The organism is Acinetobacter sp. KB005, from assembly GCF_049949095.1.
Taxonomy (GTDB): Bacteria; Pseudomonadota; Gammaproteobacteria; order Pseudomonadales; family Moraxellaceae; genus Acinetobacter; species Acinetobacter calcoaceticus.
This window is the reverse complement of the sequence record NZ_CP188191.1, coordinates 2,685,636-2,711,698: the sequence shown is the minus strand read 5'-3', so window position 1 is coordinate 2,711,698 and position 26,063 is coordinate 2,685,636. Positions and strand designations below refer to the sequence as shown.

General features: G+C 39.4%; 22 protein-coding genes. 6 read left to right on the top strand and 16 right to left on the bottom strand.

What is annotated here, in order from left to right:
- The first annotated feature begins 135 nt into the window (after window positions 1-135).
- Window positions 136-1,053 carry a DMT family transporter gene (locus tag ACPF64_RS13045; protein WP_426453734.1) on the top strand — a complete coding sequence of 306 codons (918 nt, stop codon included), beginning with the start codon at window positions 136-138 and terminating at the stop codon, window positions 1,051-1,053.
- A 32-nt stretch (window positions 1,054-1,085) separates the two neighbouring features.
- Here the strand turns inward: ACPF64_RS13045 and ACPF64_RS13040 are convergent, their stop codons facing one another.
- From ACPF64_RS13040 to ACPF64_RS13025, 4 genes are all read right to left on the bottom strand, one after another.
- Window positions 1,086-2,090 (bottom strand): homoserine dehydrogenase, encoded by a 1,005-nt coding sequence (locus ACPF64_RS13040; RefSeq protein ID WP_426453732.1) that lies wholly within the window; start codon window positions 2,088-2,090, stop codon window positions 1,086-1,088.
- A gap of 110 nt (window positions 2,091-2,200) precedes the next feature.
- Window positions 2,201-2,992 carry a sulfite exporter TauE/SafE family protein gene (locus ACPF64_RS13035; RefSeq protein ID WP_426453730.1) on the bottom strand — a complete coding sequence of 264 codons (792 nt, stop codon included), beginning with the start codon at window positions 2,990-2,992 and terminating at the stop codon, window positions 2,201-2,203.
- 235 nt (window positions 2,993-3,227) lie between these two features.
- Window positions 3,228-4,883: a TIGR01244 family sulfur transferase gene (locus tag ACPF64_RS13030; RefSeq protein ID WP_426453728.1), complete on the bottom strand. Its 1,656-nt coding sequence runs from the start codon at window positions 4,881-4,883 to the stop codon at window positions 3,228-3,230.
- Window positions 4,884-4,892: 9 nt separating this feature from the next.
- Entirely contained in the window at window positions 4,893-5,588 is a 696-nt protein-coding gene (locus tag ACPF64_RS13025; RefSeq protein ID WP_003651648.1) for an MBL fold metallo-hydrolase, read from the bottom strand.
- 191 nt (window positions 5,589-5,779) lie between these two features.
- On the opposite strand from ACPF64_RS13025, the gene ACPF64_RS13020 reads away from it, so the two are divergent.
- A complete protein-coding gene (locus ACPF64_RS13020; protein ID WP_426453725.1) occupies window positions 5,780-7,051 on the top strand; it encodes a sigma-54 interaction domain-containing protein in 1,272 nt (423 codons plus the stop codon).
- 69 nt (window positions 7,052-7,120) lie between these two features.
- On the top strand, window positions 7,121-8,032 hold the full coding sequence (locus ACPF64_RS13015) for a bestrophin family protein (RefSeq protein ID WP_045432537.1): 912 nt from the start codon (window positions 7,121-7,123) through the stop codon (window positions 8,030-8,032).
- 47 nt (window positions 8,033-8,079) lie between these two features.
- Here ACPF64_RS13015 and ACPF64_RS13010 read toward each other — a convergent pair whose 3' ends face one another.
- The 6 genes from ACPF64_RS13010 to ACPF64_RS12985 are packed head-to-tail and all read right to left on the bottom strand — an operon-like array spanning window position 8,080 to window position 14,929.
- Window positions 8,080-9,138 (bottom strand): 2,3-butanediol dehydrogenase, encoded by a 1,059-nt coding sequence (locus ACPF64_RS13010; RefSeq protein ID WP_426453723.1) that lies wholly within the window; start codon window positions 9,136-9,138, stop codon window positions 8,080-8,082.
- 29 nt (window positions 9,139-9,167) lie between these two features.
- Window positions 9,168-9,953 (bottom strand): acetoin reductase, encoded by a 786-nt coding sequence (locus tag ACPF64_RS13005; protein ID WP_426453721.1) that lies wholly within the window; start codon window positions 9,951-9,953, stop codon window positions 9,168-9,170.
- 26 nt (window positions 9,954-9,979) lie between these two features.
- A complete protein-coding gene (gene lpdA, locus ACPF64_RS13000) occupies window positions 9,980-11,383 on the bottom strand; it encodes a dihydrolipoyl dehydrogenase (RefSeq protein ID WP_426453719.1) in 1,404 nt (467 codons plus the stop codon).
- Window positions 11,384-11,393: 10 nt separating this feature from the next.
- Complete coding sequence (locus ACPF64_RS12995; RefSeq protein ID WP_426453717.1) at window positions 11,394-12,932, bottom strand: 2-oxo acid dehydrogenase subunit E2; 1,539 nt, start codon at window positions 12,930-12,932, stop codon at window positions 11,394-11,396.
- A gap of 1 nt (window position 12,933) precedes the next feature.
- The gene (locus ACPF64_RS12990; RefSeq protein ID WP_005047350.1) at window positions 12,934-13,953 is read right to left on the bottom strand and encodes an alpha-ketoacid dehydrogenase subunit beta; all 1,020 of its coding nucleotides are present in this window, start codon (window positions 13,951-13,953) and stop codon (window positions 12,934-12,936) included.
- A gap of 13 nt (window positions 13,954-13,966) precedes the next feature.
- Window positions 13,967-14,929, bottom strand: a complete 963-nt coding sequence (locus ACPF64_RS12985) for a thiamine pyrophosphate-dependent dehydrogenase E1 component subunit alpha (protein WP_004642729.1) — start codon at window positions 14,927-14,929, stop codon at window positions 13,967-13,969.
- Window positions 14,930-15,290: 361 nt separating this feature from the next.
- Here ACPF64_RS12985 and lipA point away from each other — a divergent pair, with 361 nt between their 5' ends.
- On the top strand, window positions 15,291-16,277 hold the full coding sequence (gene lipA / locus ACPF64_RS12980) for a lipoyl synthase (protein WP_426453714.1): 987 nt from the start codon (window positions 15,291-15,293) through the stop codon (window positions 16,275-16,277).
- A 156-nt stretch (window positions 16,278-16,433) separates the two neighbouring features.
- Window positions 16,434-17,573, top strand: coding sequence for a transcriptional regulator (locus ACPF64_RS12975; protein WP_419295617.1), 1,140 nt, complete (start codon window positions 16,434-16,436; stop codon window positions 17,571-17,573).
- A gap of 49 nt (window positions 17,574-17,622) precedes the next feature.
- Here ACPF64_RS12975 and ACPF64_RS12970 read toward each other — a convergent pair whose 3' ends face one another.
- Window positions 17,623-18,375: a TenA family transcriptional regulator gene (locus ACPF64_RS12970; protein WP_426453711.1), complete on the bottom strand. Its 753-nt coding sequence runs from the start codon at window positions 18,373-18,375 to the stop codon at window positions 17,623-17,625.
- A gap of 319 nt (window positions 18,376-18,694) precedes the next feature.
- Here ACPF64_RS12970 and ACPF64_RS12965 point away from each other — a divergent pair, with 319 nt between their 5' ends.
- A complete protein-coding gene (locus ACPF64_RS12965) occupies window positions 18,695-19,924 on the top strand; it encodes a GGDEF domain-containing protein (RefSeq protein ID WP_426453709.1) in 1,230 nt (409 codons plus the stop codon).
- A 302-nt stretch (window positions 19,925-20,226) separates the two neighbouring features.
- On the opposite strand, the gene ACPF64_RS12960 is transcribed toward ACPF64_RS12965, so the two are convergent.
- The 5 genes from ACPF64_RS12960 to ACPF64_RS12940 all read right to left on the bottom strand — a co-directional run bounded on the left by ACPF64_RS12960 (window position 20,227) and on the right by ACPF64_RS12940 (window position 26,061).
- Window positions 20,227-20,952, bottom strand: coding sequence for a hypothetical protein (locus ACPF64_RS12960; protein WP_026056108.1), 726 nt, complete (start codon window positions 20,950-20,952; stop codon window positions 20,227-20,229).
- A 333-nt stretch (window positions 20,953-21,285) separates the two neighbouring features.
- A complete protein-coding gene (aroC, locus tag ACPF64_RS12955) occupies window positions 21,286-22,377 on the bottom strand; it encodes a chorismate synthase (RefSeq protein WP_426453706.1) in 1,092 nt (363 codons plus the stop codon).
- A gap of 12 nt (window positions 22,378-22,389) precedes the next feature.
- On the bottom strand, window positions 22,390-23,394 hold the full coding sequence (gene prmB / locus ACPF64_RS12950) for a 50S ribosomal protein L3 N(5)-glutamine methyltransferase (protein WP_003651622.1): 1,005 nt from the start codon (window positions 23,392-23,394) through the stop codon (window positions 22,390-22,392).
- Between the two features lie 237 nt (window positions 23,395-23,631).
- Window positions 23,632-24,837, bottom strand: coding sequence for a tryptophan synthase subunit beta (gene trpB, locus ACPF64_RS12945; RefSeq protein ID WP_151744274.1), 1,206 nt, complete (start codon window positions 24,835-24,837; stop codon window positions 23,632-23,634).
- A gap of 36 nt (window positions 24,838-24,873) precedes the next feature.
- Window positions 24,874-26,061, bottom strand: a complete 1,188-nt coding sequence (locus ACPF64_RS12940) for a vWA domain-containing protein (RefSeq protein ID WP_426453703.1) — start codon at window positions 26,059-26,061, stop codon at window positions 24,874-24,876.
- Between the last annotated feature and the right edge of the window lie 2 nt (window positions 26,062-26,063).

The window sequence follows — 26,063 nt, the reverse complement described above, 5'->3', positions numbered from 1 at the left end:
GTTAACCATATTCAGCAAAATTGAGCTAGTTCAGTTATATAAAAAACGCAAGATCTTGCATGTATAACACAAGAATATATACGTGAAAAATGAAGCATTCCTAGATACTTAAGTTTGGTAATCGAGGATGAAGTTATGAATATTTTACTCTATGTTGCGGTGGTGTTGATTTGGGGGACAACATGGATTGGAATTGCCATTCAAAGTCACTATGCAACACCAGTCGTCGCAATTTTATGGCGTTTTGCCATTTCAGCCTTATTGCTTTGGGTTGTTTTACTATTTTCAGGAAAATTACAACGAATTGCTTTAAAAGATCACTTGTTCTGTATGCTGCAAGGGCTTTGTGTTTTCGGCCTAAACTTTATTTGTTTTTATACCGCAGTTAAATATGTAAATAGCGGTTTAGAGTCCGTTATTTTCTCAATGGCTGTTTTCTTTAATGCCGTTAATGCGCTTATCTTTTTTAAGCAAAAACCTTCACCAAATTTTGCCCCAGCTGCACTTTTAGGACTTGGTGGTATTGTTTTACTCTTTTGGCATGACCTCATTAATAGCCAGTTTAATGCGCAGTTATTGATGGGTATTGGGCTATGTGCAATAGGAACTTACGGTTTTTCTTTAGGGAATATGATTAGTGTTAGACACCAGAAGCGTGGCTTAAATATTTTTTCAACCAATTGTTATGCCATGACCTATGGTGCATTGGTAATGTTAAGTCTAGCTTTATTTACTGGCAAAGATTTAATGCCTCCTATGAATTTTCCATTTTTAAGTTCGGTACTTTATTTAGCTGTATTTGGCACGGTAATTGGCTTCTCTGCTTATTTTTCATTGGTTGGGCGAATTGGCGCTTCAAAAGCAGCATATAGCACCTTACTTTTCCCTTTAGTCGCGCTTTCTGTTTCTACCTTCTTTGAAGGATATGTATGGACCCTAAACGCTCTATTCGGAATTTTATTGATCTTACTCGGCAACTACTTAATGTTTAGTAAGTTTGAAATTGGAAAAAAGTTATTTAATACTCAAAAAAGTTGTGAGAAGCAGGCCTAAAAGCCTGCTTTTTTTATAAATCATGATTAATTTTAGCAGCCCGTTTTTAGTATCAACTCGAAATCTTTTAAAGCTGCGGCTGCTGTGGCTAAAGGCGCAGATGCTCCTCCACTTACAACAAGTTCCCCCATTTCTTGCGTTAGCACCCGAATGCATTTATTTGAACCTTGAAGATGGGCAAAAGGATGATTTGCTGGAACTAATCGTAATTCAACACCTGTTTGAATTTGCTGATTTTCAATATGAATAAAACCCACCAGACGAGGAATTAGATCTTCTTTTTTCCAATCACGAATATGATGGGCAGTAACATGGCTGATTCCTTGCCTTGGAATATCTTGAATTTTTATATCAGCTCTCAAAACGGTATTTGCCAATATCGTAATTTTAGCAGCGGTATCCCATCCATCTACATCAAAAGAACTATTAGGTTCTGCAATACCTTTTGTTTGGGCTTTTTCAAGAGATTCTGCAAACGCACATTCATGTTGCAACATATCATTTAAAATAAAATTTGTGGTTCCAGTAAAAACACCTTCTATTTCTAAAATCTGACAGCCAGCCAAGTTATATTCAAACAAATCAACTGTCGGTAAAGCCGCAGCCGTTGCGCCGCTAAAAAATAATTTTTTATTGTGTTGATGCGCCAAGTTAATTAATTTTTTTCCTTCTACTACTAAAGCACCTTTAGATACTGCTATCGCATTCATGTTATGTGTTAGAGCATAATTTAAATAAAATATGCCTTTGCCTCCTGTCACATAATCACTTGGCCCAGTCTCAATAATGACATCCGCTTGTACTTGTTCTAAAAACTTTTGTTCAGTGAGGCCTGCTTGATATTGAGTTTTATCTAGCCACTTGGCAGCTTGCAAACCGTCTTGGTCGATTAAGCCTGATGATGAATTACATACCCCCACTAAACGGGCATCAATTTGATATTTTTGTTTATAGTATGTCGATCGATTTAAAAGAAGCTCTGCAATTTGTTGCCCAATCCGCCCAAAACCACAAATTGCTACGTTAATTCGCTTCATATCGTTTTCTCAAAAATTTAAATGGTTTAAATAAAAAATTTCCAAAGTTAATGTTAAGGCTTCATTTGGAAACTTTGTATTTATAAAGGTAAGTTAAAATACTATATCACTTAGATATTTGTGAGATTAACAATCTTAACTACCATATAAATTGCGACAGCAAAAACCATTAAAGCAAAGACTTTTTGTACAATTGCAGCCGGAATAAAACGAATGGCTCGGCGGCCTAACAACATACCGAATGCACATGCGAGTGCAAACGCACTGGTAATGCCTACTGGATAGTGAAAACCCTCTGCAATATGCATCACAATACTTATTCCACTAATGAGAAAAATAATCATAAGAGAGGTGGCAACAATACTATGCATGTCGAGATTAGTGACTTTTCTAAGAGCTGGCACAATTACAAAGCCACCACCAACCCCTAACATTCCCGTTAAAAGCCCAGCAATAATCCCGATGCTCGCAAGAACGCTTCCCGTTTTAAAATTCCAGATGAAACGCCCAGTACTTGGGTTGACCTGACACGGCGGGTTGTGGAAATCCGAAACTCGGTTACTGATGAGTCGATAGCCCACTGTAAACATAACTAAGCTAAACATGAGCATGAGCCAAACAGGAGAAATGGTGTTGGCTATTAAAATTCCGATATGTGCCATAGGTGCGCCAATAATGGCAATCCAGATTGCAGCACGATAACGGACCATCTTTTTAAATAGCCCTTCAATCGTTCCAATCAGTGTAGATAGCACAACCGCCAATAACCCAATCGGTGCTGCTTGAGCCACGCTCCAACCTTGACTGCTCATTAGTGCAGGTACAGCAAGAATGCCACCACCCGCTCCTGTAAGACCAAGTAAAAAGCCAATCACAATGCCTTCAACGACAAGTAATAACATATCAAAAGCCTAAAATTGCATATACATCATTTGCAGTAGACTGCTAGTTAATGTGGAAGTAGTTTCACGTCTTCTTGCGAAGCTTTAGCCGCTTCTCAGGGTAAAGCGTTGCTTTACTTATCCTCTTCCACTCGAACATAGTTCTCGTCTTGCGCTCGTACAAAGCGTTGCTTTGCTTAACCTCTTCCACTCGAACATAGTTCTCGTCTTGCACTCGTACAAAGCGTTGCTTTGCTTAACCTCGCTCAGGTTTGACCATCCATTCGCGGCCTTTGAGCATGCCTTGCCAATAAATCGGTGGCAAAATTTGCTCTTTGAGCAACCATGCCAAACGAGATGGTTTTTGCCCATCAATCACCCATTTTGGAAAACTTGGAAGTAGCTTGCCACCGTAGCCAAACTCAGCCAGAACGATTTTCCCACGCTCTACAGTCAGTGGACACGAGCCATAGCCGTTATATTCACAAAAGTTCTGCTCACCTTTTAGTTTCGCAAGAACATTCACAGCGACAATTGGAGCTTGTGCCCGTGCTGCCGCAGCAGTTTTGGCATTAGGTGCATTCATCACGTCGCCTAAAGCAAAAATATTGGTATGCTCGGTATGTTGTAAAGTTTGCGGGTTAACGTTCACCCAGCCTGCTTCATCTGTGAGAGTACTGGCACGAATGAAATCAGGAGCTTGTTGCGGTGGAACAACATGCAACATATCAAAATCGGTTTCGACCAGTTCCGCATTTTCATCGTTCACTACCTTAAACCATGCTTTTTTTGCTGGTCCATCTACTTTGATAAGTTGATGGTTAAAATGCAGTTCAGAATCGTACTTTTCAACATATTGCATCAGTGCAGGCACATATTCTTTCACACCAAATAAAACACCGCCGCTGTTATAAAAATGGATAGAAATATCTTTAATTTTGCCGTGCTTTAACCAGTAGTCGGCTGAAAGATACATTGCTTTTTGAGGAGCACCCGCACATTTAATCGGCATAGGTGGTTGGGTAAAGATCGCCTTTCCACCGTTTAGTTGTTGTACCAGTTCCCATGTATACGGCGCTAAGTCATATCGATAGTTAGAGGTCACCCCATTTTTACCAAGGGTTTCAACTAAACCTTCAATCCCATGCCAATTCAGTTTTAAACCGGGACATACCACCAACGCTTTATATTGAATCGGTTGGCATCCTTCCAAAATAACCTGATTGTGCTCAGGGTCGAATCCTGCAACAGCAGCTTTCATCCATTTAACTTTGGATGGAATCACACTTGCCATTGAGCGTGCTGTTACTTGCGGCTTAAAAATACCAGCCCCTACCATGGTCCAGCCGGGTTGATAATAATGCGTATCTGCTGGATCAATAATGACAATATCTAAGTTCGGTTCACGGCATAAGAGACTAGACGCTACAGAAATTCCAGCTGCACCAGCCCCCACAATCACAACGCTATAGCAAGGAATCGTTGCTGGTTCATGATCACGTTTTAAAATACGTGGCACTAAGCCTTTCAAGTTAAAACCAAGTTTGTTACCTGTTTCGACTAAAAGGGCTGCATCTTTTGGGTCAACTTCGGCCAAGGCCCATAAACTCATGGCACGCATGCCAGAGCGGCAATACGCTAAAACAGGCTTCTGAGTATTGTGGTAAAACTGCTTAAACTCGGTAACTTGCTGTTCGGTAATTTTGCCACTTGTCACTGGTTGATAAATTACATTTAGCCCATGTCGCTGAGCTGCTTCTTCAATTTCAATCACATTCGGCTGATCCGGACCTTCTCCATCTGGACGGTTACAGATCAGAGTTTTTATCCCCTGATCTGCAATTTTTGCGACTTCATCAGCAGTGATTTGACCAGCAACATAAAAATCTTGATTAATTCGTTTGAGTTCCATATTGCCACCTTAAGATTGCGAAGTTGAGCCACAGGCTTGATTAGCTGGTAATGCTTTATCGATCTGTTTTGGATATGGCAGATTTAAATCATTCATTAATTTAATAAAATCTTCACGGGAGCGTTTTTGGCCTAAACGTGAGTTATATAAACGTTCATTAGCAATAGTCGAAGATAGACGTCCTTTATAATCATGTCCCGGATAAACAATTGTATCGTCAGGCAAACTGAAAAGTTGTTTATGAATACTGTCATAGAGCGTTCCAGCATTACCCGCTTGGAAGTCAGTTCGACCACAGCCGTCAATTAATAATGCATCCCCAGTGAAAACCATGTTTCCAACCAAATAACTCGTACAAGCATTGGTATGACCTGGTGTATAGCGCGCTTCAATACTAAGGTTGCCCAATTTAAGCGTGCAACCATCTGTGATTAAAATATCTCCACAATTTACACCTGAATTTCGGTGTAAAACTGATTTGCAATGAAAACGTTCACGCAGCAAATTCGCAGCCGTAATATGGTCTGCATGAACATGCGTGTCTAAGGTATAGATGAGTGTAAATTGATGCTGCTCTAATTCTTTTGTATAAATCTCTATATCTGATGCAACCGGGTCAATTAAAACAGCCTCAAATGTTTCTTCACATGCAAGCATATATGTATAAGTCGAACTTTCTTGCTCAAAAAACTGTTTAAAGAACATGGTTTATATCCCCAATAATTTATTTCTTTCCATATTTTGCAAATAAGATGCCAATTATTTGAAATTAAATAATAAATATAAAAATCAAATATTTAAAACAACAAGCAAAATTAAAGTTATAAAATAAATTCAGCTTGATGTTCCTTTGAAACTCAAGTATGTTTCAATGAAACGATTGTGAAACACAGACAATGGCAAAGTTAAATTTTGAGTCAGAACAAGATTTTTTTATTTTATTTGAACAATTAAAAGCTTTATTCCCAAATGCGAGTCTGTTTTTAGCAGACACGACGACTCAAGCAATTCACTATAAATTTAATACAGATGACATTTCTGTTGAGAGTATGGCAGCGCTTACTCAAGACCATCACAATCAATATCTCGAAATTAATACTCCTAAAATGAGAAAGCGATTCATCTATCAGGAAAATGATATTTACATCGCAGAGCATCGCATTATCGGAAAATTGCATATTCTACAACCCGTTAGCATAGAGAATGATATTGCTGATCAAGTAGAGCTAACAGAACAATTGCAAGACTTGGCTAAAGTTTTCAATAGTTGTTCACCAGAAATGGCCCGTATGTTTTCAATTATTCAAAGGGTGGCAATTACTGAGTTTCCAGTACTCGTCCGAGGCGAATCTGGTAGTGGTAAAGAACTGGTGGCAAAGGCTATTCATGATTATAGCCAACGTAAAAATAAGATCTTTGTTGCCATTAACTGTGCTGCTCTAAATGCCAATATTCTAGAAAGCGAACTATTTGGGCATGTTAAAGGCGCTTTTACTGGAGCAATTCGCGATCATAAAGGCGTGTTTGAACGTGCCGCGGGCGGAACCCTTTTTCTTGATGAAATTGCCGAGATTCCTTTAGAGCTACAAGCTAAATTATTACGGATACTAGAGACAGGTGAATTTACACCGGTCGGTGGTGAAAAACCTATTCAGGCCAATGTGCGCATTATTACAGCAACGCACAAAGCTTTACGTGAGGAAGCTAAGGCTGGGCGTTTCCGTCACGATCTACTCTACCGTTTACGCGTGATTCCAATTTTTATACCGCCTCTTAGAGAACGTAAAGTCGATATTCCACTCATTGTCGATCAGATTTTAAAAGAAAGCTCCACGCAACTGGACACAATGCCTCATCAAGTCAATCAAAAAGCCATGCAAGTTTTGCTTAACTATGATTGGCCGGGGAATGTTCGTGAGCTTAAAAACACATTGCTTTATGCTTTAACAATGGCAAATGGTAAAGATGAAATTGAAGTCGAAGACTTACCGAATGAGCTCTTAAATGCAGAGGATTACGTTAAATTACCCGAGACAAATACGGAACTTAATCCTGAAAATGTGCAAGCAGCTTTAGAAAAATATAATCATAACCTGAATATGGTGGCTAATATTTTTGGAATTAGCCGCACTACGCTTTGGCGATATAGACAAAAACATAAGCTTTAGGTAGGTATTTATCTGATCTAAGGCGTATCATACTGCACTTGGTTAGGTCCGTTAGTTCAAAGGCTTTCTATGATTGTTCGCGATAAAAACAGCGTTTTTAAACTCTTATTTGCTTGGAAAGGAACAGTTCTACCTAAAGTTTTGCCCGCATTGAGTTTTGTTGTTCTTATTTCAGCATGTGTAGTCTGGCTTTCTTATTATCATTGGATTCAAATTCCTACCGTTCCCGCAATTGGATTTACCATCTTTGGTGTGATTCTTTCAATTTGTACCGGTTTTAGAAATAACGCGTGTTATGACCGTTGGTGGGAAGGACGCAAGTTATGGGGTGCTTTAATTGCAAATGCAAGGCATATTGTCAGAGATAGTCATGTTCTATCAAACGAGCAACGCGAGCATTTAATTCATCAAGTCTTAATTTTTAGTAATTTATTGCGCGACCGTTTGCGCCAACAAACAGCAGAGCCAACGAAATTTCTTGAACATGCTTATTTAAATAACTCTTCACTCGATTATTTAAATGAGCATATTAACGCGCCTCAGTTTGTACTCGAAAATATTCAAAAAGATTTAGTCAAAGCTTTAAAAGATGGCGAAATTAGTGACATTATCTACAGCACATTGACACGTCATATTGTTGAGCTAGGTAATATTCAAGCCGGTTGTGACCGAATTGCTGGTACACCTTTGCCCTATTCATATTCAGTACTTTTACATCGCGCTGTTTACTGTTTCTGTTTCATATTGCCTTTTAGTCTTGAAGCAGCTTTAGGTATTTGGACACCACTTATTGTGGGCTTAATTGCCTACATGTTTTTAGGGTTAGATGCCTTAAGTGCCCAAATTGAAGAACCTTTTGGTTTACAAGAAAATGATTTACCGCTCGATTCAATTGTACGTTTGATTGAACGAGAGTCTTTAAGCTCTTTAGGGCAGCCACTGCCCCCTATTATTGAAGCCCAAAATAACAATTTACTTTAATAAAAAAGAGCGAATTATCGCTCTTTTTTATTGGTTTAGATGTCTACTTATGGCTGTACGATAATCTTAACGGCGGACTCATTGTTATGAATTAAGGTTTCAAAACCTTGTGAAATCAAATCATCAAGTTGAATACGCTGGGTAATAAAAGGTTCCAGATTTATTTTACCTTCTTCAACCAGCTTAATTGTTTCCTGATGGTCATTGACATAGGCAATTGTACCTCGTACATCCAGCTCTTTCATCACTACACTATGCACATTAATTGATGCTGGATGGCTCCAGATCGAAACAATGACTATCACACCTGTTGGTTTCACTGCCGCAACCAAAGTATCTAGAACTTTGTTAACGCTACTACATTCAAATGCAACATCGATGCCACCACCATTGGTGATTTTCATGACCTCAGAAACCACATCAACTTCTGATGGATCTAAAATATAATCTGCGACTCCCGACTCTTTGGCTTTTTCTTTACGTTTTGCACTCAACTCGGTAATGATGACGGTAAGCCCTTTTGCTTTTAAAATTGCCGAAAGTAGTAAACCAATTGGCCCTGCACCACCAACCAGAGCAATATCACCAGCCTTCGCACCACTGCGGACATAAGCATGATGACCAACCGATAACGGTTCAATTAATGCAGCTTGATCAAGTGGAATTTTATTAGAGATTGGGTGTACCCAACGGCGTTTAACCGCAATTTTTTCCGATAGACCTCCGCCACGACCACCTAAACCAATAAAATTCATATTTTTTGAAAGATGATAATTATCTCCCGGCCCAGTCGGAACATCATCGGCCACAATATAAGGCTCTACCACGACATGCTGGCCAATTTCAATATCATCAACACCCTCACCTACTGCATATACAACACCAGAAAACTCATGTCCCATGGTGATTGGCGCAGATTCGCCTGAAATAGGATGAGGATGTCCACACGGTGGAATAAAAATCGGTCCTTCCATAAATTCATGCAAATCTGTACCACAAATTCCACACCAAGCAACCTTAATGCCTACAGTGCCGGGAGTGACTTCTGGTTCTGGGATATCTTCAATACGGATATCGCCTCTGTCATAAAAACGCGCTGCTTTCATTATTATCTCCCTCAAATCAGGATGTTGTTTTAACGATAGACAATTCCGCCGTCCGTTAAAATCGATTGACCCGTAATGTAATCTGAATCTTCGCTTGCCAGAAAAGCAACTAATGCAGCGACATCCTCTGGCGTTTGGGCTCTACCTAAAGCAATGCCTTCTACATATTTTTTATAGGTCTCACCTATAGCCGCACCAGTAATTTCAGCAAACCGTTTATCAATTTCAACCCACATGTCGGTTCCAACAATTCCGGGACAATAGCCGTTTACCGTAATACCGTGACTTGCATATTCTTTTGCGGCGGCTTGGGTAAGCGCACGCACTGCAAACTTGGTAGCAGAATAAACACCTAGCAAAGCAAACCCGTCGTGGCCTGCAATTGAGCAAGCATTAATGATTTTGCCTTTATGTTGGCGTTGCTTAAATTTTGCAGCAGCAGCCTGTATGCCCCACAGTACACCGCCAATATTGATATCAACGATTTTGTGGAATTCATCGGGTGTCGTATCTGCAATAGCCTGAACCTGAGCAATTCCAGCATTATTAATCATGATGTCAAAGCCACCAAGTGTCTGGTCAGCATGATTTATAGCGGCATACACTTGTTCGCGGTCACTGACATCGGCAATAAACGTACTGGCATTTACGCCTAGAGCTTGAATCTCTTGCTGCACAGCATTGAGTCGATCTTGTTTCATATCGACCAATGCAATGTGTACACCCTCTTGCGCCAAGCGCAGGGCAATCCCACGGCCAATGCCTTGAGCTGCCCCTGTCACTAACGCGACTTTATTTTTTAATCCCTTAACCATTTTCAACTCCTGTAAATGTAGAATTTCTACATATGAATCGCTCGTTGCATTGAAGCCAAAATGGATTCATGCATGGCTTCTGATAAAGTTGGATGTGGGAAAATCACCTGAGCTAGACTTTCATCAGTCGCTTCTAGATATTTAGCAATTGCGAAACCTTGAATTTGCTCGGTCACTTCATGGCCCACCATGTGTGCACCAAGTAATTCACCCGTTTCTGCATGTATGACAGTTTTAACGAAACCTGACGCATCTCCAATTGCTAAAGCTTTGCCATTCGCAGTTAAAGAAAACTTGCCGATTCGTACGGGTAAGTTCTGAGCTTTTGCTGCGCTTTCAGTCAGACCAATGCTAGCCACTTGTGGATGAGTAAAAATACAACCCGGAATTTGGCTACGGTCGAGTGAATGCACGTTTGCCACACCAGCAATTTTTTCAACACATATCATGGCTTCATGGCTTGCTTTATGGGCAAGGCACGGTGCTCCAGCAACATCACCAATGGCATAAAGCCCTACTACGTTAGTTTTACAATAATCGTCAATTGCCACAAAACCTTGCGGGTTCAGTTCTACACCTAAACGTTCCAGTCCTAGTCCCGCAGTATTAGGCTGTACACCAATTGCCGAAAGCACACGGTCAAAAACGACTGTTTGAACATCATTTGCCGTTTCAATTACACAGTGAACTTGCCCATTTTCAATTTGAATACTTTGAACAACAGCATCCGTTAGAACCTTCATTCCTTTTTGTTCAAATTGTTTTCTGACGTATTGAGCAACTTCTGCATCTTCGGTCGGTAGAATCTGCTTAGCTAAATCAATAAGTGTGACCTGACACCCTAAGTCTTGATAGAGGCTGGCAAACTCACTACCAATTGCACCCGAGCCAACGACGAGTAAGCTTTTTGGCAGTTCTTCTGGAATAAGCGCCTCTTTATAACTCCAGACATAAGTTCCATCGACAGGAAGTTGAGGAATATGTCGGGCTTTAGCACCGGTTGCCAAAATAATATGTGATGCACTTAAAGCCTGACTTTTACCTTGAGCATCGGTCACTTCAATTTTTTCTTTCGCTGTAAGTTGAGCGCGACCATTAAACACAGTCACCAGATTCTTTTTAAGCAAGTAATCAATGCCTTGTACCAACTGTGCCGAAACTTGGCGGCTATGTTGCACAAGCTTTTGAATATCAAAATCGAGTTGAGATACCTGAAAACCAAACTGTGCTGCATTTTTAAATTGAGTTGCCAACTCTGCGCCAGCCAATAGAGCTTTGGTTGGAATACACCCCCAATTCAGACATATTCCGCCCAAATGCTGCTCTTCTACAATTGCGGTTTTTAGCCCGAGCTGGGCTGCACGAATTGCAGCCACATATCCACCCGGTCCCGCACCAATCACAATCAAATCGAATTGAGTTTCTGACATGCGGGTTCTCCTACACCAAAATTAAAGCTGGGTTTTCAACAAACTGCTTAAAGCTGGCCAAGAACTTTGCACCTACAGCACCGTCAATGACTCGGTGATCACATGACAATGTTGCTGTGACAATCTCACGAACCACTACATTGCCATTTTCAACAACAGCACGAGATTCAGAAGCACCTAATGCCATAATTGCACCTTGCGGTGGATTAATAATGGCATCGAACTGTTTAATGCCTAACATTCCTAAATTTGAAATGCTAAAGCTGCCGCCCTGAAACTCATCAGGTTGTAACTTGCCAGTCTTGGCACGCGTTGCCAAATCACGCATGTCATCGGAAATCTGTGCTAAAGACTTCTGATTTGCTGCTTTTACAATGGGTGTAATTAAACCGTTTGGAATCGCTACAGCCACCGAAATATCCGCTTGAGAAAACTGTAAAATTGATTGAGTCGCCTCATCAAATTGAACATTCACTTCAGGTACTTTAATCAGCGCCGCTGCCGCTGCCTTAATTAGCATGTCATTAATAGAAAGTTTCACATGTGGAACAGTCTCATTAATCTGCTTACGTAAATTTTGAAGTGCTTCTACGTTTAGATCGACTACAAGACGGAAATGTGGCGCATTACGTTTTGCCGCTTGCAAGCGTGAGGCAATCGCTTTACGCATACCATTCATCGCGACTGTGATGATTGTCGATTGTGGTTGAGCAACAGCACACTGTGTAGACTGTTCACTTCCCACCGTTGGGTTGTCATGGTTGTAAACCGCTTCAACATCTTCTTTGCAAACGCGGCCTCTGGTACCTGAAACACGGCAATCATTGAGATTAATACCCCATTGTTTTGCCAAACGGCGTGCAACAGGTGTTGCCAAAACACGGCTATCATCGGCAGTAGATTTAACTACTTTAGCTTGATATTGCTGCTTAACATCAGGCCACTGGCCTCCAGCAGCTTGCACAGCTTTTTGAATGTCTTGAACACTAATACGTCCTTCACGACCAGAACCCGTCACTCTTGCCAAATTAACATTATGCTTTTCAGCAAGTTTCAAGGCATGCGGAGTTGCAAAAAGCTCATCAGATGTTTGATAGCCTTGTAATGACTCAGGTACGGCGTAGTCACCTTTAGCTGCTTTTACTGGAGCTGAAGTACTTGCTGCGACAGTCTTTGGTTGTTCCGCTTTTTCAACAGCAGGTGCAGATGTTTCCGATTTACTTTGTTCTGAAGATGTTTCAGGTGCTTTAGCTGCTGAACCACTTAATGATGCAATAAACTTCTCAATTTCTGCATCAGAAACTTGGCTTTCAGCACACACAGCAATAAGACCACCTACAGGTAAAGTATCACCGTCTTTTGCTAAGATTTTACGCAGTGTTCCCGCAAAAGGAGCTTCTAATACATTGACGATTTTTGTGGTTTCAATTTCACAAATTTCATCGCCCTTATTAAAGCTATCGCCTTCTTTAATCAACCATTGGGCAATCGTGCCTTCTTCCATGGATAATCCCCATTTCGGGATCTCCAGCGTTTTAATTTCGCTCATCCTAAGCCTCCAATGTTTTTCGCACAGCTTGCTCAATACGCTCTACACTTGGAATCCATTCTTTTTCTAAAACTGGAGAGAATGGAACAGGTGTATGTGGTGGCGTTACGAGTTCAACAGGTGCTTTCAAATAATGGAAACCTTTCTGTGCAACCAATGCAGCAACATCATGACCGAAACCACAGCGTGCCGCTGATTCATCCACAATCACAACACGCCCTGTCGATGCCACGGACTCTAAAATTCCTTCTTCATCAAGAGGCGAAATTGTTCGAGGGTCTACTACTTCAACCGAAATACCATCTTTTGCTAGCTTATCTGCTACTTCATTAGCGCGGTGTACCATCAAACCTAAAGCAATAATGGTCACGTCCGTACCTTCTCGGGTGTAATTCGCTACCCCAAAAGGAATGGTATAGGCTTCATCAGGAACGTCACCTTTAATGTCATAGAGCATTTTGTGCTCACAGAACACGACAGGGTCATCATCTCGAATTGCTTGAATTAAAAGTCCTTTCACATCATATGGACTTGATGGAACCACAACTTTTAAGCCCGGAACCGCAGCAAATACGTTATACGGTGACTGAGAATGTTGAGCTGCTGCAGAAAAACCCGCACCAATCATACCGCGTACAACCATTGGCGCTTTTGCTTTTCCACCAAACATATAACGGAATTTGGCGGCTTGGTTATAGAGCATGTCATGACACACGCCATAAAAATCCATAAACATTAGATCGGCAACAGGACGTAAACCAGTTGCAGCAGCGCCAGCTGCCATACCAATAATTGCAGATTCGGTAATTGGTGTATCAATAACACGTTCCGAACCAAACTCTGTCCACAAACCTTTAGTTACACCCAGCACACCACCGAAACCTTCAAGCTGGTTATCTTCGGTATTTTTACCACCATGTCCACCGCGCACATCTTCCCCCACCACAAACACAGTTGGGTCACGACGCATTTCTGATTCAATGGCTTCTTTAATTGCATTACGAAAACTTTTATTTGGCATCTTTACTATTCCTTTAGTAAGAGACATAGACGTCGGTAAGGAGTTGTTCTGGTTTTGGATATGCCGCAGCACGAGCTTTAGCAACTGCATCATCAACGTTTGCCTTAGACACTGCATCAATCTCGTCTAATTTAGCTTCATCAATTTTGCCTTTAACTTTTTCTCGGAAAATTTTCAAAGGGTCTTTATTTTCTTTAACAAAGTCGACTTCTTCTTTTGAGCGAATGAGCCCTGGGTCACCTTCAAAATGTCCATAAAAACGGTTAGTAATCGTTTCAATAACACTTGGCCCTTCACCACGGCGTGCACGTTCAATGGCAGTTTGGGCCGCTTCATATACAGCAAAGAAATCGGTACCATCGACCTTAACTGCTGGCAAACCAAAACCTGCCGCACGCCCAGCAATGTCTTTACTACCTACCGCGTAGTCATGACCTGTACCCTCACCAAACCCATTATTCTCAAAGACAAAAATCACAGGAAGTTTAAGTACGACAGCCATGTTCATCGCTTCGAAAGTAAGGCCCTGATTTGAACCACCATCACCTGTAAAAGAAAGCCCAACACCGCCTGTCTTTAATGTTTTAGCTGTTAGTGCAGCACCAATTGCCAAAGGAGGTCCACCACCCACAATCCCGTTGGCGCCAAGCATGCCTTTGTCTAAATCGGCAATATGCATAGAGCCGCCTTTTCCTCGGCACAGCCCATCATCTTTACCGAAAATTTCCAGCATCATGCCGTGAATGTCACAGCCTTTTGCAATACAGTGTCCATGGCCACGATGGGTTGAAGTGATGTAGTCTTTATCTGTTAAATTCTCACAAATACCGACTGCTACAGCCTCTTCACCACTATATAAGTGAATAAAGCCGGGAATATCACCATTGGTATTTTCTTCGTGAAGTCGATCTTCAAATTCACGAATATCACGCATGCTTTTATATGCTGCGAGTAATTGCTCTTCCGTTAATTGCATATCCTTTTCCTTTATTATCTTGATTTTAAAAATCAACCAAGTTTCAAGCGAAAATACTAATTCGCTATAAATACTTAAACTTAAATTCAATAATTGATCTATTAGACTAAAAAGTTTTTATTTAAAATATTTCCAATTAAATTATTAAATTCAAAAACTTAACAACTCAAAATAAATTTAAAAAAATTTTATAATTTTCATTAGCTTGCAAAACAAACCTTTAACCAACCTTTGTTGTTTTATAATACTCGCCACACCCTGTGTTTATAATTAATTGTGACTTATTAAGGAAATTTAAATTAGTCTTTAAATTAAATAGGCAGGAGTTTAAGTAAGTTTTAAATAAAATGGAATTATTAATATGGATTTTAAAAGACAAGTGGAAACTGGTATTAAATTACGGGGATCTGATAAAGTCGCCCGTATTCCAATTAAGGTTTTACCAACAGAAGAGTTGCCAACTAAACCTGAGTGGATTAGAGCAAAAATTACAGATTTTGAAGAAATTAAACGTATAAAAAACCTTTTACGCCAGCAAAAATTACATAGCGTTTGCGAAGAAGCGGCATGCCCAAATTTACCGGAATGCTTTGGTGGAGGTACAGCAACGTTTATGATTATGGGTGATATCTGCACCAGACGTTGTCCATTCTGTGATGTCGCTCATGGTCGCCCAAAACCCCTAGATGAAGATGAACCTAAACATTTGGCAGAAACAGTAGCAAACTTAAACTTAAAATATGTAGTGATTACCTCTGTAGACCGTGATGATCTACATGATGGTGGTGCTGCTCATTTTGTAAAGTGCATTGAAGAGATCAGAAAACGCTGCCCAGAAACTTTGATTGAAATTTTGGTACCCGATTTTCGCGGTCGTTTGGAGATAGCTCTTTCGACTTTGAGCTTATCTCCTCCCGATGTTTTTAATCACAATATCGAAACTGTTCCTCGTTTATATAAGGCAATGCGTCCAGGCTCAGACTATCAACATTCATTGGAACTACTAAAACGCTTTAAAGCATATTGTCCCGATATCAAAACCAAGTCTGGTTTAATGGTTGGATTGGGAGAAATTGAAGCAGAAGTGCTTGCTCTACTGAACGACTTAAAAGATTATCAGGTAGATCTTATTACTATTGGACAATACTTACAGCCTTCAAAGTCACATGCACCTATTCATCGGTTTGTAAATTTACAAGAATTTGAAAGATACACGCGACATGGTAAACGATTAGGTTTTAAAAATATTTGGAGTGCGCCGATGGTCCGCTCTAGCTACTTTGCTGATCGACAATATTTTGGAGAAGAAGTACCAAAGCCTTTCAGCCGACAAGATGTCTTATCTTAAAGATCATGTAATTAACAAAACTTATCCAATAGACTAATGGTCAAGACTTATAAAAGTATTTAAGGTAAGGAGATAACGAGGAAATAGTCACAATAAAAAAGTTATAACGGTTGAACGGCTACGGATACGCCATTTCAATGATAAAGGAATTTCGATATGGATATGTCAGAACAATTATCATCGCCTTTTATAGATACTACGCCGTCTTTATTTCGGTCAGAAAAGTCATCTCATTCTCAACAATTAGGAAAAAAGCCATCTGTTGACCTTGAAGCAGCACCTATATTTGACCTAACCGAAGAATGGGAACATTCATTATTCGGACGTTCTATTCATGAGTGTCACCGAAACTTAATGCACATTGCCGAAGATGCCGATATGGCAATTGGTGTAACCGACCCACATGGCACTCTACTTTGGACATGGAGCAGTCATCCAATGCGTTCTTCGGCAGAGCAAGTTCATTTTGTTGAAGGTGGTCAGTGGTCTACTCAAGCAGTGGGGCAAAATGCAATTGGTTTAGCATTAAATACTCATTCAGCTAACTGCGTTTACTCACACGAAAACCAAATGAATAGTGTAAGAGATTGGGTCTGCTATGCAGCGCCGATTACCGATGCAAACACAGGCCAGTTTTATGGGATTATGAATTTATCGACTAAATATCAAAAGCATAACTCGTTAGGTCTTTTAGCCGTTGAGAGATGTGCGGACATTGTTAAACAAGCAATTCAGCTTCACCAAAAAAATATTTTATACATTAAGGCCTTTGGAACTCCAAAAGTTCAATATAACCAACGCAGCCTTACTTTAACTCAACGTCAAATTGAGATTCTGTGTATTCTGACACTGTGCCCTGAAGGAATTAATCTTGAAGAGCTTCACTATTCTTTATATGGCGATCGGCCTGTAAGTACGACCACTTTAAAAGCAGAACTATCTCAACTCAGAAACTTAATTCCCGATGTGATCGAGTCTCGTCCTTACCGACTGAACTGTGAAATTCAATGTGATTTTTTAATGGCGGAGCAAGCATTAAATTTGGGTTTCACCTCGACAACACTAACGCTTTATAGAGGGAGTTTTTTAGCTAAATCGGAAAGTCCATTTTTGTGTGCATGGAGAGACTGTTTTGATGCTCGCTTAAGTCATGTGATTTATCAGATTGAAGATGTTGATCAATTATTACGAGTCGTAAGCCGTGTTCCTGACCGTGTAGACGCTGTTGAGCGTTTGCTTGAATTATTGCCTGAAGATACGCCTTATCGAACCAAACTGTTAAAGCTACTCGAATAAAATAAAAGGGAGAATATCCATACGATATCCTCCCTTTTTCAAGATAAGATCAAGCAGAGGCTTGAAGCTGTACCCTATAACAATCATCTAAGGCTAATTCATAATAACGCAGCCCTTCTTCAGCAGCATGAAATGCTTTTTGCTGCCAGTCGGGACGATCATTACATAAACGCTTAATCAGCTCCATGGCTTCATAAGGATGAAGATCATCATAGTGAGCATGCGCACGCAACCAAGCTAAAGAACGTTTATCAATCGTTACTTCAGGATGATCAGTATAGGTATGAATACCCTTATAGACCTGAATCGACCAATCCCCAGTTGCCCACTCAATTGCCAGATTTGTTGCAGCAAGGCACTCTGCTAAATTACCACGATGACTCATATTCCATAAGAAATGGTTCACCGCATTCATCGCAGCTGGCGGTCGTACATAATCAAGCTCATCAACAGTTAAGCCAAAACCTCCAGCCCAGTCGCGATACCATTTTAAGTGTCGCTCTTCTACCTTAATATTCTGGATTAACCAATCTCGTGCTTCTGTAACGCCAGGTTCAGAAAACCCCGTTGCTTTGCCTAACGCCCCTGCCATATATGACGGGAAGTGCGCTACTAATGGATAGAAATTAAGTAAAGCATAACGGAAACTATCTAGGCTCAATCCCCCATTGGCCATTTCCGAAAAAAACGGATGTTTACTCACCCGTTCTTTCGCTGGTAGCAGGTCATCCCAGAACTGCTGTGACCATCCATTATGCGGTGTAATTTCTAAATGCATTCCATATTGATTTAGAGCAGTCATTGCTAATTTTCCTATTTATATGACAGCAATCATCTGTATTTCACGGTATAAGTCTATCCGAAAATGATAAAGATACAATCGTTAATCGACCATTTGTAACTTTTTTCGATGGATTGTGAATCTTTAGATAATTGTTACGCTAATCATTGAAATGTCGTGATTTTTATCACATTTAACTTAGATAAAAATCATTACTTTTTTAAAAAAACTGTATTATTATTTTGAATAAATCACACATTATATAATCAATATTTTTAGATGGAACTTTACTAAAATAAGTCTCATTTTATGACAACTTCCAATATAGTGAGCATTAATTATGAAGTTGCAGGGTTCCAATATATTGGGACAGGAACAAATAGATTTATTAACCACACGAGGATTAAATTTCGTATGGTTTCCAAAGCAGCTTGAAACGATTTATCGTTTTCAATACCAAAATGGTGCTGCCTATGAGTTCCGCTATAGAGCGCCTATTATTTTAATATTATATATATTTTTAAGCTTTGGTATATATCAAGTTTTACCAACTGAGCAAGTTTTACCCTGGTTTAGCTATTATTCTTGGGTAGGTATAATCATTCTTATCGCCTGGATTTTATCATTTATTAAAAAATTAAATCAGTATTTTGATTATTATGTAGGAGTCGGTTCAGCTTTAGCTGTGGCAATTACCTTTATTTTAATCAACGTCATTGAGAATGGCCAAGATAATGTTCTTTTTCATGCAGCAATGATGTATGCGATTGTGATTATCTATGGTGCGGTAGGTATGCGCTTTTATACCTCCATATTTGCTGGTTGGATGGGCGGGCTTGTTGGAATTTTGGCAAGTAATTACTTAAATGGGGTGATCGACTGGACCTTCTTGAACCGGACTTACACCTTCAGTAGTTTTTTAGGAATGACCCTTGCCTATGCAACTGACCGTCAACATAGAGAAAACTATTTACAAAACTGCATGATTGAGCTGAATCGCATTGAACTGATGCAGCAAGCACAGCAATTATCTTTACTTTCACAACAAGACGCACTCACCGGTTTAGCCAATCGACGCTATCTAGATGAAACACTTGATAATGAATGGCGCCGTGCTTTACGACATGAAATGCCCCTGACCATCATGATGGTCGATATCGACTATTTTAAAGCATACAACGACACTTTAGGACATCTAAAGGGAGATGAATGCTTAAAAGAAATCGCAATTGCTATTTCTTCTATTGCTGCACGCAGTGGTGATTTAGTTGCCCGTTATGGCGGCGAAGAATTTTTACTCTTATTCCCAATGACAAATGCTCAGCAAGCCTTGATCCAAGTTGAACGTTTAATGAATGCTATTGATAAAATTGCAATTAAACACCCATGTAGTGATGTTTCACCACATGTCACCATTAGTGTTGGAGTCGCAACCACAATTCCACGTCTAAACGATTCAATTTCTGCTTTTGTAGCTCGTGCTGACCATGCTTTGTATAAAGCAAAAACCAATGGGCGTAATCAATATAAGATTGCTGTAAACGAAGAACAAATTGTAGATTTAACTTAAAGTCAGACTTCTATTCAAAATGACTGTTGACTAATTATTATCTCTCTTAACTTCTTTTATAGCTCCTTTCCCAATTAAAATGACTCGAAATAAACAATTAGCTTTTCCATCCGTGGTAAAGCTAAAATGTAATTTAGAAACAGTACGTACCAAAACCTCTTTTATTTAAGTTTAAACCATCTGTTAAAAATGACTTATATAAACTTAATAAATTTAGCGACTTTCAATACATCAACATCCTGTTTTTATATAATGAACATTACTAGATTCAGATAATCTAATATAGAAAAAATTCCATTTAATTAGAGCTCGCCTTTCAACCTCTTCCAAAATTTAATTAAAAAATAAAATAGTGAATTTTGTTCTATTCTTTGCGGTACTGTGGAGATAGCTTCAGTTGAAAATGGTAAAATCGAAACAATATTCTCATGTATTGTTTCATAATTTGGATACGCTTCTTTTTTTATTATTTCTATAATTTTTTGTATTTCATCAATAGATAAATTCAAAAATCTCTTAATTTCTTGGGCTGTTTTTGACTCAATAGATAATAAAGCACAAACTCTAGTGACATTAACAATCTGCTCTGCATGAATGTTTTTAAAGTTTGGATAACAGACAAGCTTGTAAAGAATTTTTGTCTCTAAATGATCTTTAGGCACTATATTCTCATTATTTATTATACGTTCTTGATGACTTATTTTAAAATATTCATTTTTCTCAATATCTTGTAAAATATTGAGAAGTTCCTGATATCTTATCGGTCTCTTCAAACCATACTGATAGCCCTTTAAAAGCTCAGGATTATTACTTAATACGATCTTAATTTTTTTTGGAATAAGAATATTCGTATAACCACTATCTAAATCAATAATATGTATATCAGGATTGTCTTCACTATATATCCAATTCCCCACAAGATGAGATGACAAAGATAAGTCATGAATAACTTTTATCATTGCCTCTAAATTTTTAGGCAATAGCCTATCCTTTGACATACAGCCAATTCTATATGTACACTGATTCATTGATATTTCCCCAATTTCAATGATGACTTTGAAAATTCTTTGTTTAAAGTAATAAAAATTTAAATATGTAATAAACTTATATAAAAGCAATTTGAGTAAATTAACTTTCAGTGATAAATATAGATATCGGGTTTAGTAAAAAATTAACAAGATCTAATTGCCAAATTCTACAGATGAATATACTCAAAAATAATTCGCAGAATATTATATTTATATAAATATTATAAGACAAGAAAATAATTTAAAATTTAATCAAACTCAATGGAATAAAAATTTAAAACCCCACATTTAATTTAAATATGGGGTTTTATTTACTTTAGTCAAAAATTATGACTATGGTTCGATTGGAGCAAGTGGTGGAATAACATCTGCATTTTGTGCGCGATGGCGTAAGAAGTGATCCATCAAAACAATTGCTAACATTGCTTCAGCGATTGGAGTTGCTCGAACACCTACGCAAGGATCATGACGGCCTTTAGTCAACACATCTGTATCTTCACGATTTAAATTAATCGTTTTACCTAGTGTCGTAATGCTTGCTGTTGGTTTTAGTGCAATAGCAACTCGAATGGTCTGACCACTTGAGATACCGCCCAAAATACCACCTGCATGATTCGCTAAAAAGCCATTACTGGTCATTTCATCACGTGTTTCATGACCAAACTGTCCAGCAACTGCAAAGCCATCACCAATTTCAACACCTTTAACCGCATTAATACTCATCATCGCGTGAGCAATGTCAGCATCTAAACGGTCAAAAACAGGTTCGCCCCAACCCACAGGAACTTTTTCAGCTAAAATTTCTAGCTTTGCGCCGCAGCTTGTTCCTTGTTCACGCAAAGAAGTCACCAAAGCTTCAAAACGCGAAACAGCATCGACATCACCACAGAAAAATGGATTATTTGCAACTTCATTCCAATCCAGTTTTTCGGCAACTTCATTACCAATTTGTGTCACATGACCACGAATCAAAACGCCAAATTTTTCTGCTAAATATTTTTTAGCAATTGCACCTGCTGCAACACGCATAGCAGTTTCACGAGCACTTGAACGGCCACCGCCACGATAGTCACGGAAACCGTATTTTTGCGTATATGTATAGTCGGCATGGCCAGGTCTAAAAGTTTGGGCAATATTGCCATAATCTTTCGATTTTTGGTCAGTATTACGAATCAATAAACCAATTGGTGTACCAGTGGTTTTACCCTCAAATACACCTGAAATAATTTCAACTTGATCAGGCTCTTTGCGTTGAGTCGCAAATTTTGATGTACCCGGCTTACGACGGTCTAGATCTTTTTGTAGATCTTCTTCGGTTAACGCAAGGCCCGGTGGCACACCATCAACAATTGCCATTAAGCCAACGCCATGAGACTCACCACAAGTAGTTACACGAAAGAGTTGTCCAATACTATTCCCTGCCATATGCCCAACTCCTTATATTTGCTCTTCAAATAGTTTTCTATAACGGCGACACTGTTCAGCAGTCAAAGCAAAAATACCTGAACCACCTTTTTGGAAAGTGAGCCAGTTAAAATCAATCGTATTAAAGTTCTGACGCATTGACCATTCAGAATTACCTACTTCAATGACAATGAGGCCATCTTCAGTTAAGTAATCTGCCGCTTGTGCAAGCATTTTACGAACTAAGTCTAAACCATCTTGGCCCGCTGCCAATGCAAGTTCAGGTTCATGTAAAAATTCTTCTGGTAAGTCGGCCATATCTTCAGCATCAACGTACGGTGGATTACTTACAATCAAATCATACTGATTTTCAGCTGGAATCTTGGCGAATAGATCCGACTCAAGCAATGCAACTTGATATTGCTTATTGTGGTGCTCAGTATTAATTGAAGCAACTTCTAAAGCTTCTTTAGAGATATCAGTTGCATCTATTTCAGCGTCTGGATAAGCATAAGCCAAAGCGACTGCAATACATCCAGAACCTGTACACATATCTAAAATACGGTGCGGAGTTTTAGGCTTTGCATTTTCTGGCAAATTATTGAGAGCTTCGCGCATTTGACCATTTTCATCTAAACAATATGGTGCAAAACGTTGCTCAATTAATTCTGCAATTGGTGAACGTGGAATCAATACACGCTCATCTACATAGAATGGTTTATTAAAGAAATAAGCAAGGTTTAATAAATAAGATGTTGGAATACGGTCATTGATACGGCGTTCCAATAAGCTTAAAAACTCTGCTTTCTCGCTTGGTAATAACTTCGCATCTAGAATTTCTGCGTCTGCTGACCATTCAAGAGATAAGGTTTGTAAAACTAATGCAGAGCTTTCTGCAAAATAATCTTCAGTACCTTGTCCTAAATGTGCATCATGTTGACGTAATGCTGATACCCCAAAACGAATAAAATCTCGAATTGTTGATAAATTTTCAGCCGCTTCCTGTAAATTTTCAGGGCTAATCGTCGGTCGCTCCACTTAGGCGTCTCCAAAGGCAAATTTTGCAAAGTGACTATTCTACTGAGTGAGGTACAGCAAAGCAACGCTTTGCCTTGTGAACCGGAGTTTTACATGCCTATCTCGAACAATCACACGTTAAAATCAGAATACTTTGTTTTAATTATAAAATGATGAACTTTAATTAAACTTTAATTTAGATATTCAAAATAAAAAGCGGCCCTTAAATGATGGACCGCTTCTAAAGTTTAATGAGTTTTAAAGCTTAAGCTTTTCAGCGACATAATCAGAATCTTTATCTCCACGCCCAGATAGATTCACTACAATCATGGTTTCTTCCGCTAATTGGGGAGCTTCACGGATTGCCCATGCGACAGCATGTGAACTTTCAAGCGCAGGAACAATACCTTCAACACGAGATAGTGTCATAAAAGCATCTAAGCACTCTTGGTCAGTTGCAGTGCTATATTCAACACGACCTAAATCTTTTAAAAAACTGTGTTGTGGGCCAACACCTGGGTAGTCAAGTCCTGAAGCAATAGAATGTACTGGTAAAGGCTCACCATCCTCATTTTCAAGGACATAACAGGCCATACCATGAATTTGACTTGGCTTACCTAAAGTTAATGTTGCTGAATGCATATTGGTGTCTAAACCATGTCCAGCTGGTTCAACTCCTACTAGCTTTACATCGGGATCATTTAAGAATGCGGTAAATGCGCCTATTGCATTTGAACCGCCGCCAACGCATGCCACAACATAATCCGGATTTTTTCCAAATCGCTGGTGCGTTTGTTCTTTAATTTCAGTACCAATAATCGATTGAAAATCACGAACCATTTTAGGGAATGGATGTGGCCCCACAACAGAACCAATCGCATAGATAAAGTTTTTTGGGTCTTTTAAATATTCTTCAAATGCACTATCTACAGCATCTTTTAATGTTGCTGTACCACGTGTTACTGCCACCAAATGAGCACCCAAAATTTTCATTTTGACTACATTTGGATGTTCTTTTTCAATATCTACTTGCCCCATGTGAATTTCACATGGAATCCCAACTAAAGCGCAAGCTGTTGCCAAAGCAACCCCATGCTGACCAGCACCCGTTTCAGCAATTACTTTCTTTTTGCCCATATACTTGGCAAGTAAAGCTTCACCTAAACAGTGATTGATTTTATGTGCACCCGTATGATTTAAGTCTTCACGCTTTAAATAAATTTGTGCACCGCCTAACTGTTCAGAAAGACGCTTCGCATGAAATAAAGGACTTGGACGGCCTACATAATTCGTAAATAGATCTGCCAATTCATTTTTAAATTCAGGGGTATGGCGAATCTCTTCATAAGCAACATTAATCTCATCCATTGCCTCTTTTAAATGTGGAGGAATGAACTGTCCGCCATATTCACCAAAAAATCCTTGTTCATTCGGCAAAGCAATACCGTTAATTTGATGTTGCATGTCATCTCTCTTTTTAAATTATTAAAGTTATTAAGCTTATCGAGAAAGGTAGCGAGTCATATCTTCAATGCCCTTTAGCGTCATTGGATACATATGATTTTCAAAAATTTCTTTAATCCAGCCAATGGTTTGAGTGTAATGCCAATACCCTTCAGTTTCAGGATTTAACCAAGCTGTTTTATCGAAATGTTGACGTAAGCGGCGTAACCAAATCTCACCTGTCTCATCATTCATATATTCAACCGAGCCACCCACCGATTTCAGCTCATACGGTGCCATACTGGCATCCCCCACTACAATTACACGATAGTCGCGTCCATAAGTGTGAAAGAGATCCCATGTGTTCATACGGGTAGCTGTGCGGCGATGATTATCTTTCCAAACATAGTCATAGAGACAGTTATGGAAATAAAAGTACTCAAGTGTCTTAAACTCAGTTTTAGCGGCACTAAAGAGTTTCTCGCATTGGGCAATATGAGCATCCATAGAACCGCCTACATCGAACAACATAAGTACTTTTATTCGATTTCGACGCTCTGGTACCATTTGAACATCAAGAATACCTTGCTTGGCTGTTTCACGGATTGTACCGTCAACATCCAACTCTTCAGCTGCACCTTGACGCGCAAATTTACGCAAACGGCGCAAAGCAATTTGCATCTGACGAGTACCAAGAACTTGGTCGTCATCTAGATTTTGATATTTACGCTGTTCCCATACTTTTACCGCCGAACGTTTACGACCCGGCCCACCAATCCGCACTCCCTCAGGATGATCACCAAAAGCCCCAAAAGGTGAAGTACCACCTGTACCCACCATGCGGTTGCCGCCTTGATGTTTCTTATGCTGTTCGCGTAACCGCTCTTCCAGCATTTTCATCAGTTCTTCTAAGGAACCAGCTTTTTGGAGTTCTGCTCTTTGTTCAGGAGTTAAATGTTTTTCTAGAAGCTCTAAATCGAACCAGTCTTTTGGTAGTTTATGAACTTGCTTAAGTAACTCATCCAGATCAAAGGTTTCGATACCGTCAAAGTAGTCTTTTATGGCACGGTCAAACTTGTCAAAAAAGCGTTCATCTTTAACTAAAATAGTTTTAGCAAGTTGATAGAACTCTTCTTGATTGGCAAAAACTAAACCTTCACTTACAGCGCGGTTTAAGTCAATAAGCTCACGAGTTGTAACTGGAACACCGTATTTACGTAGGGTGTAAAATAACCGCACAAACATGG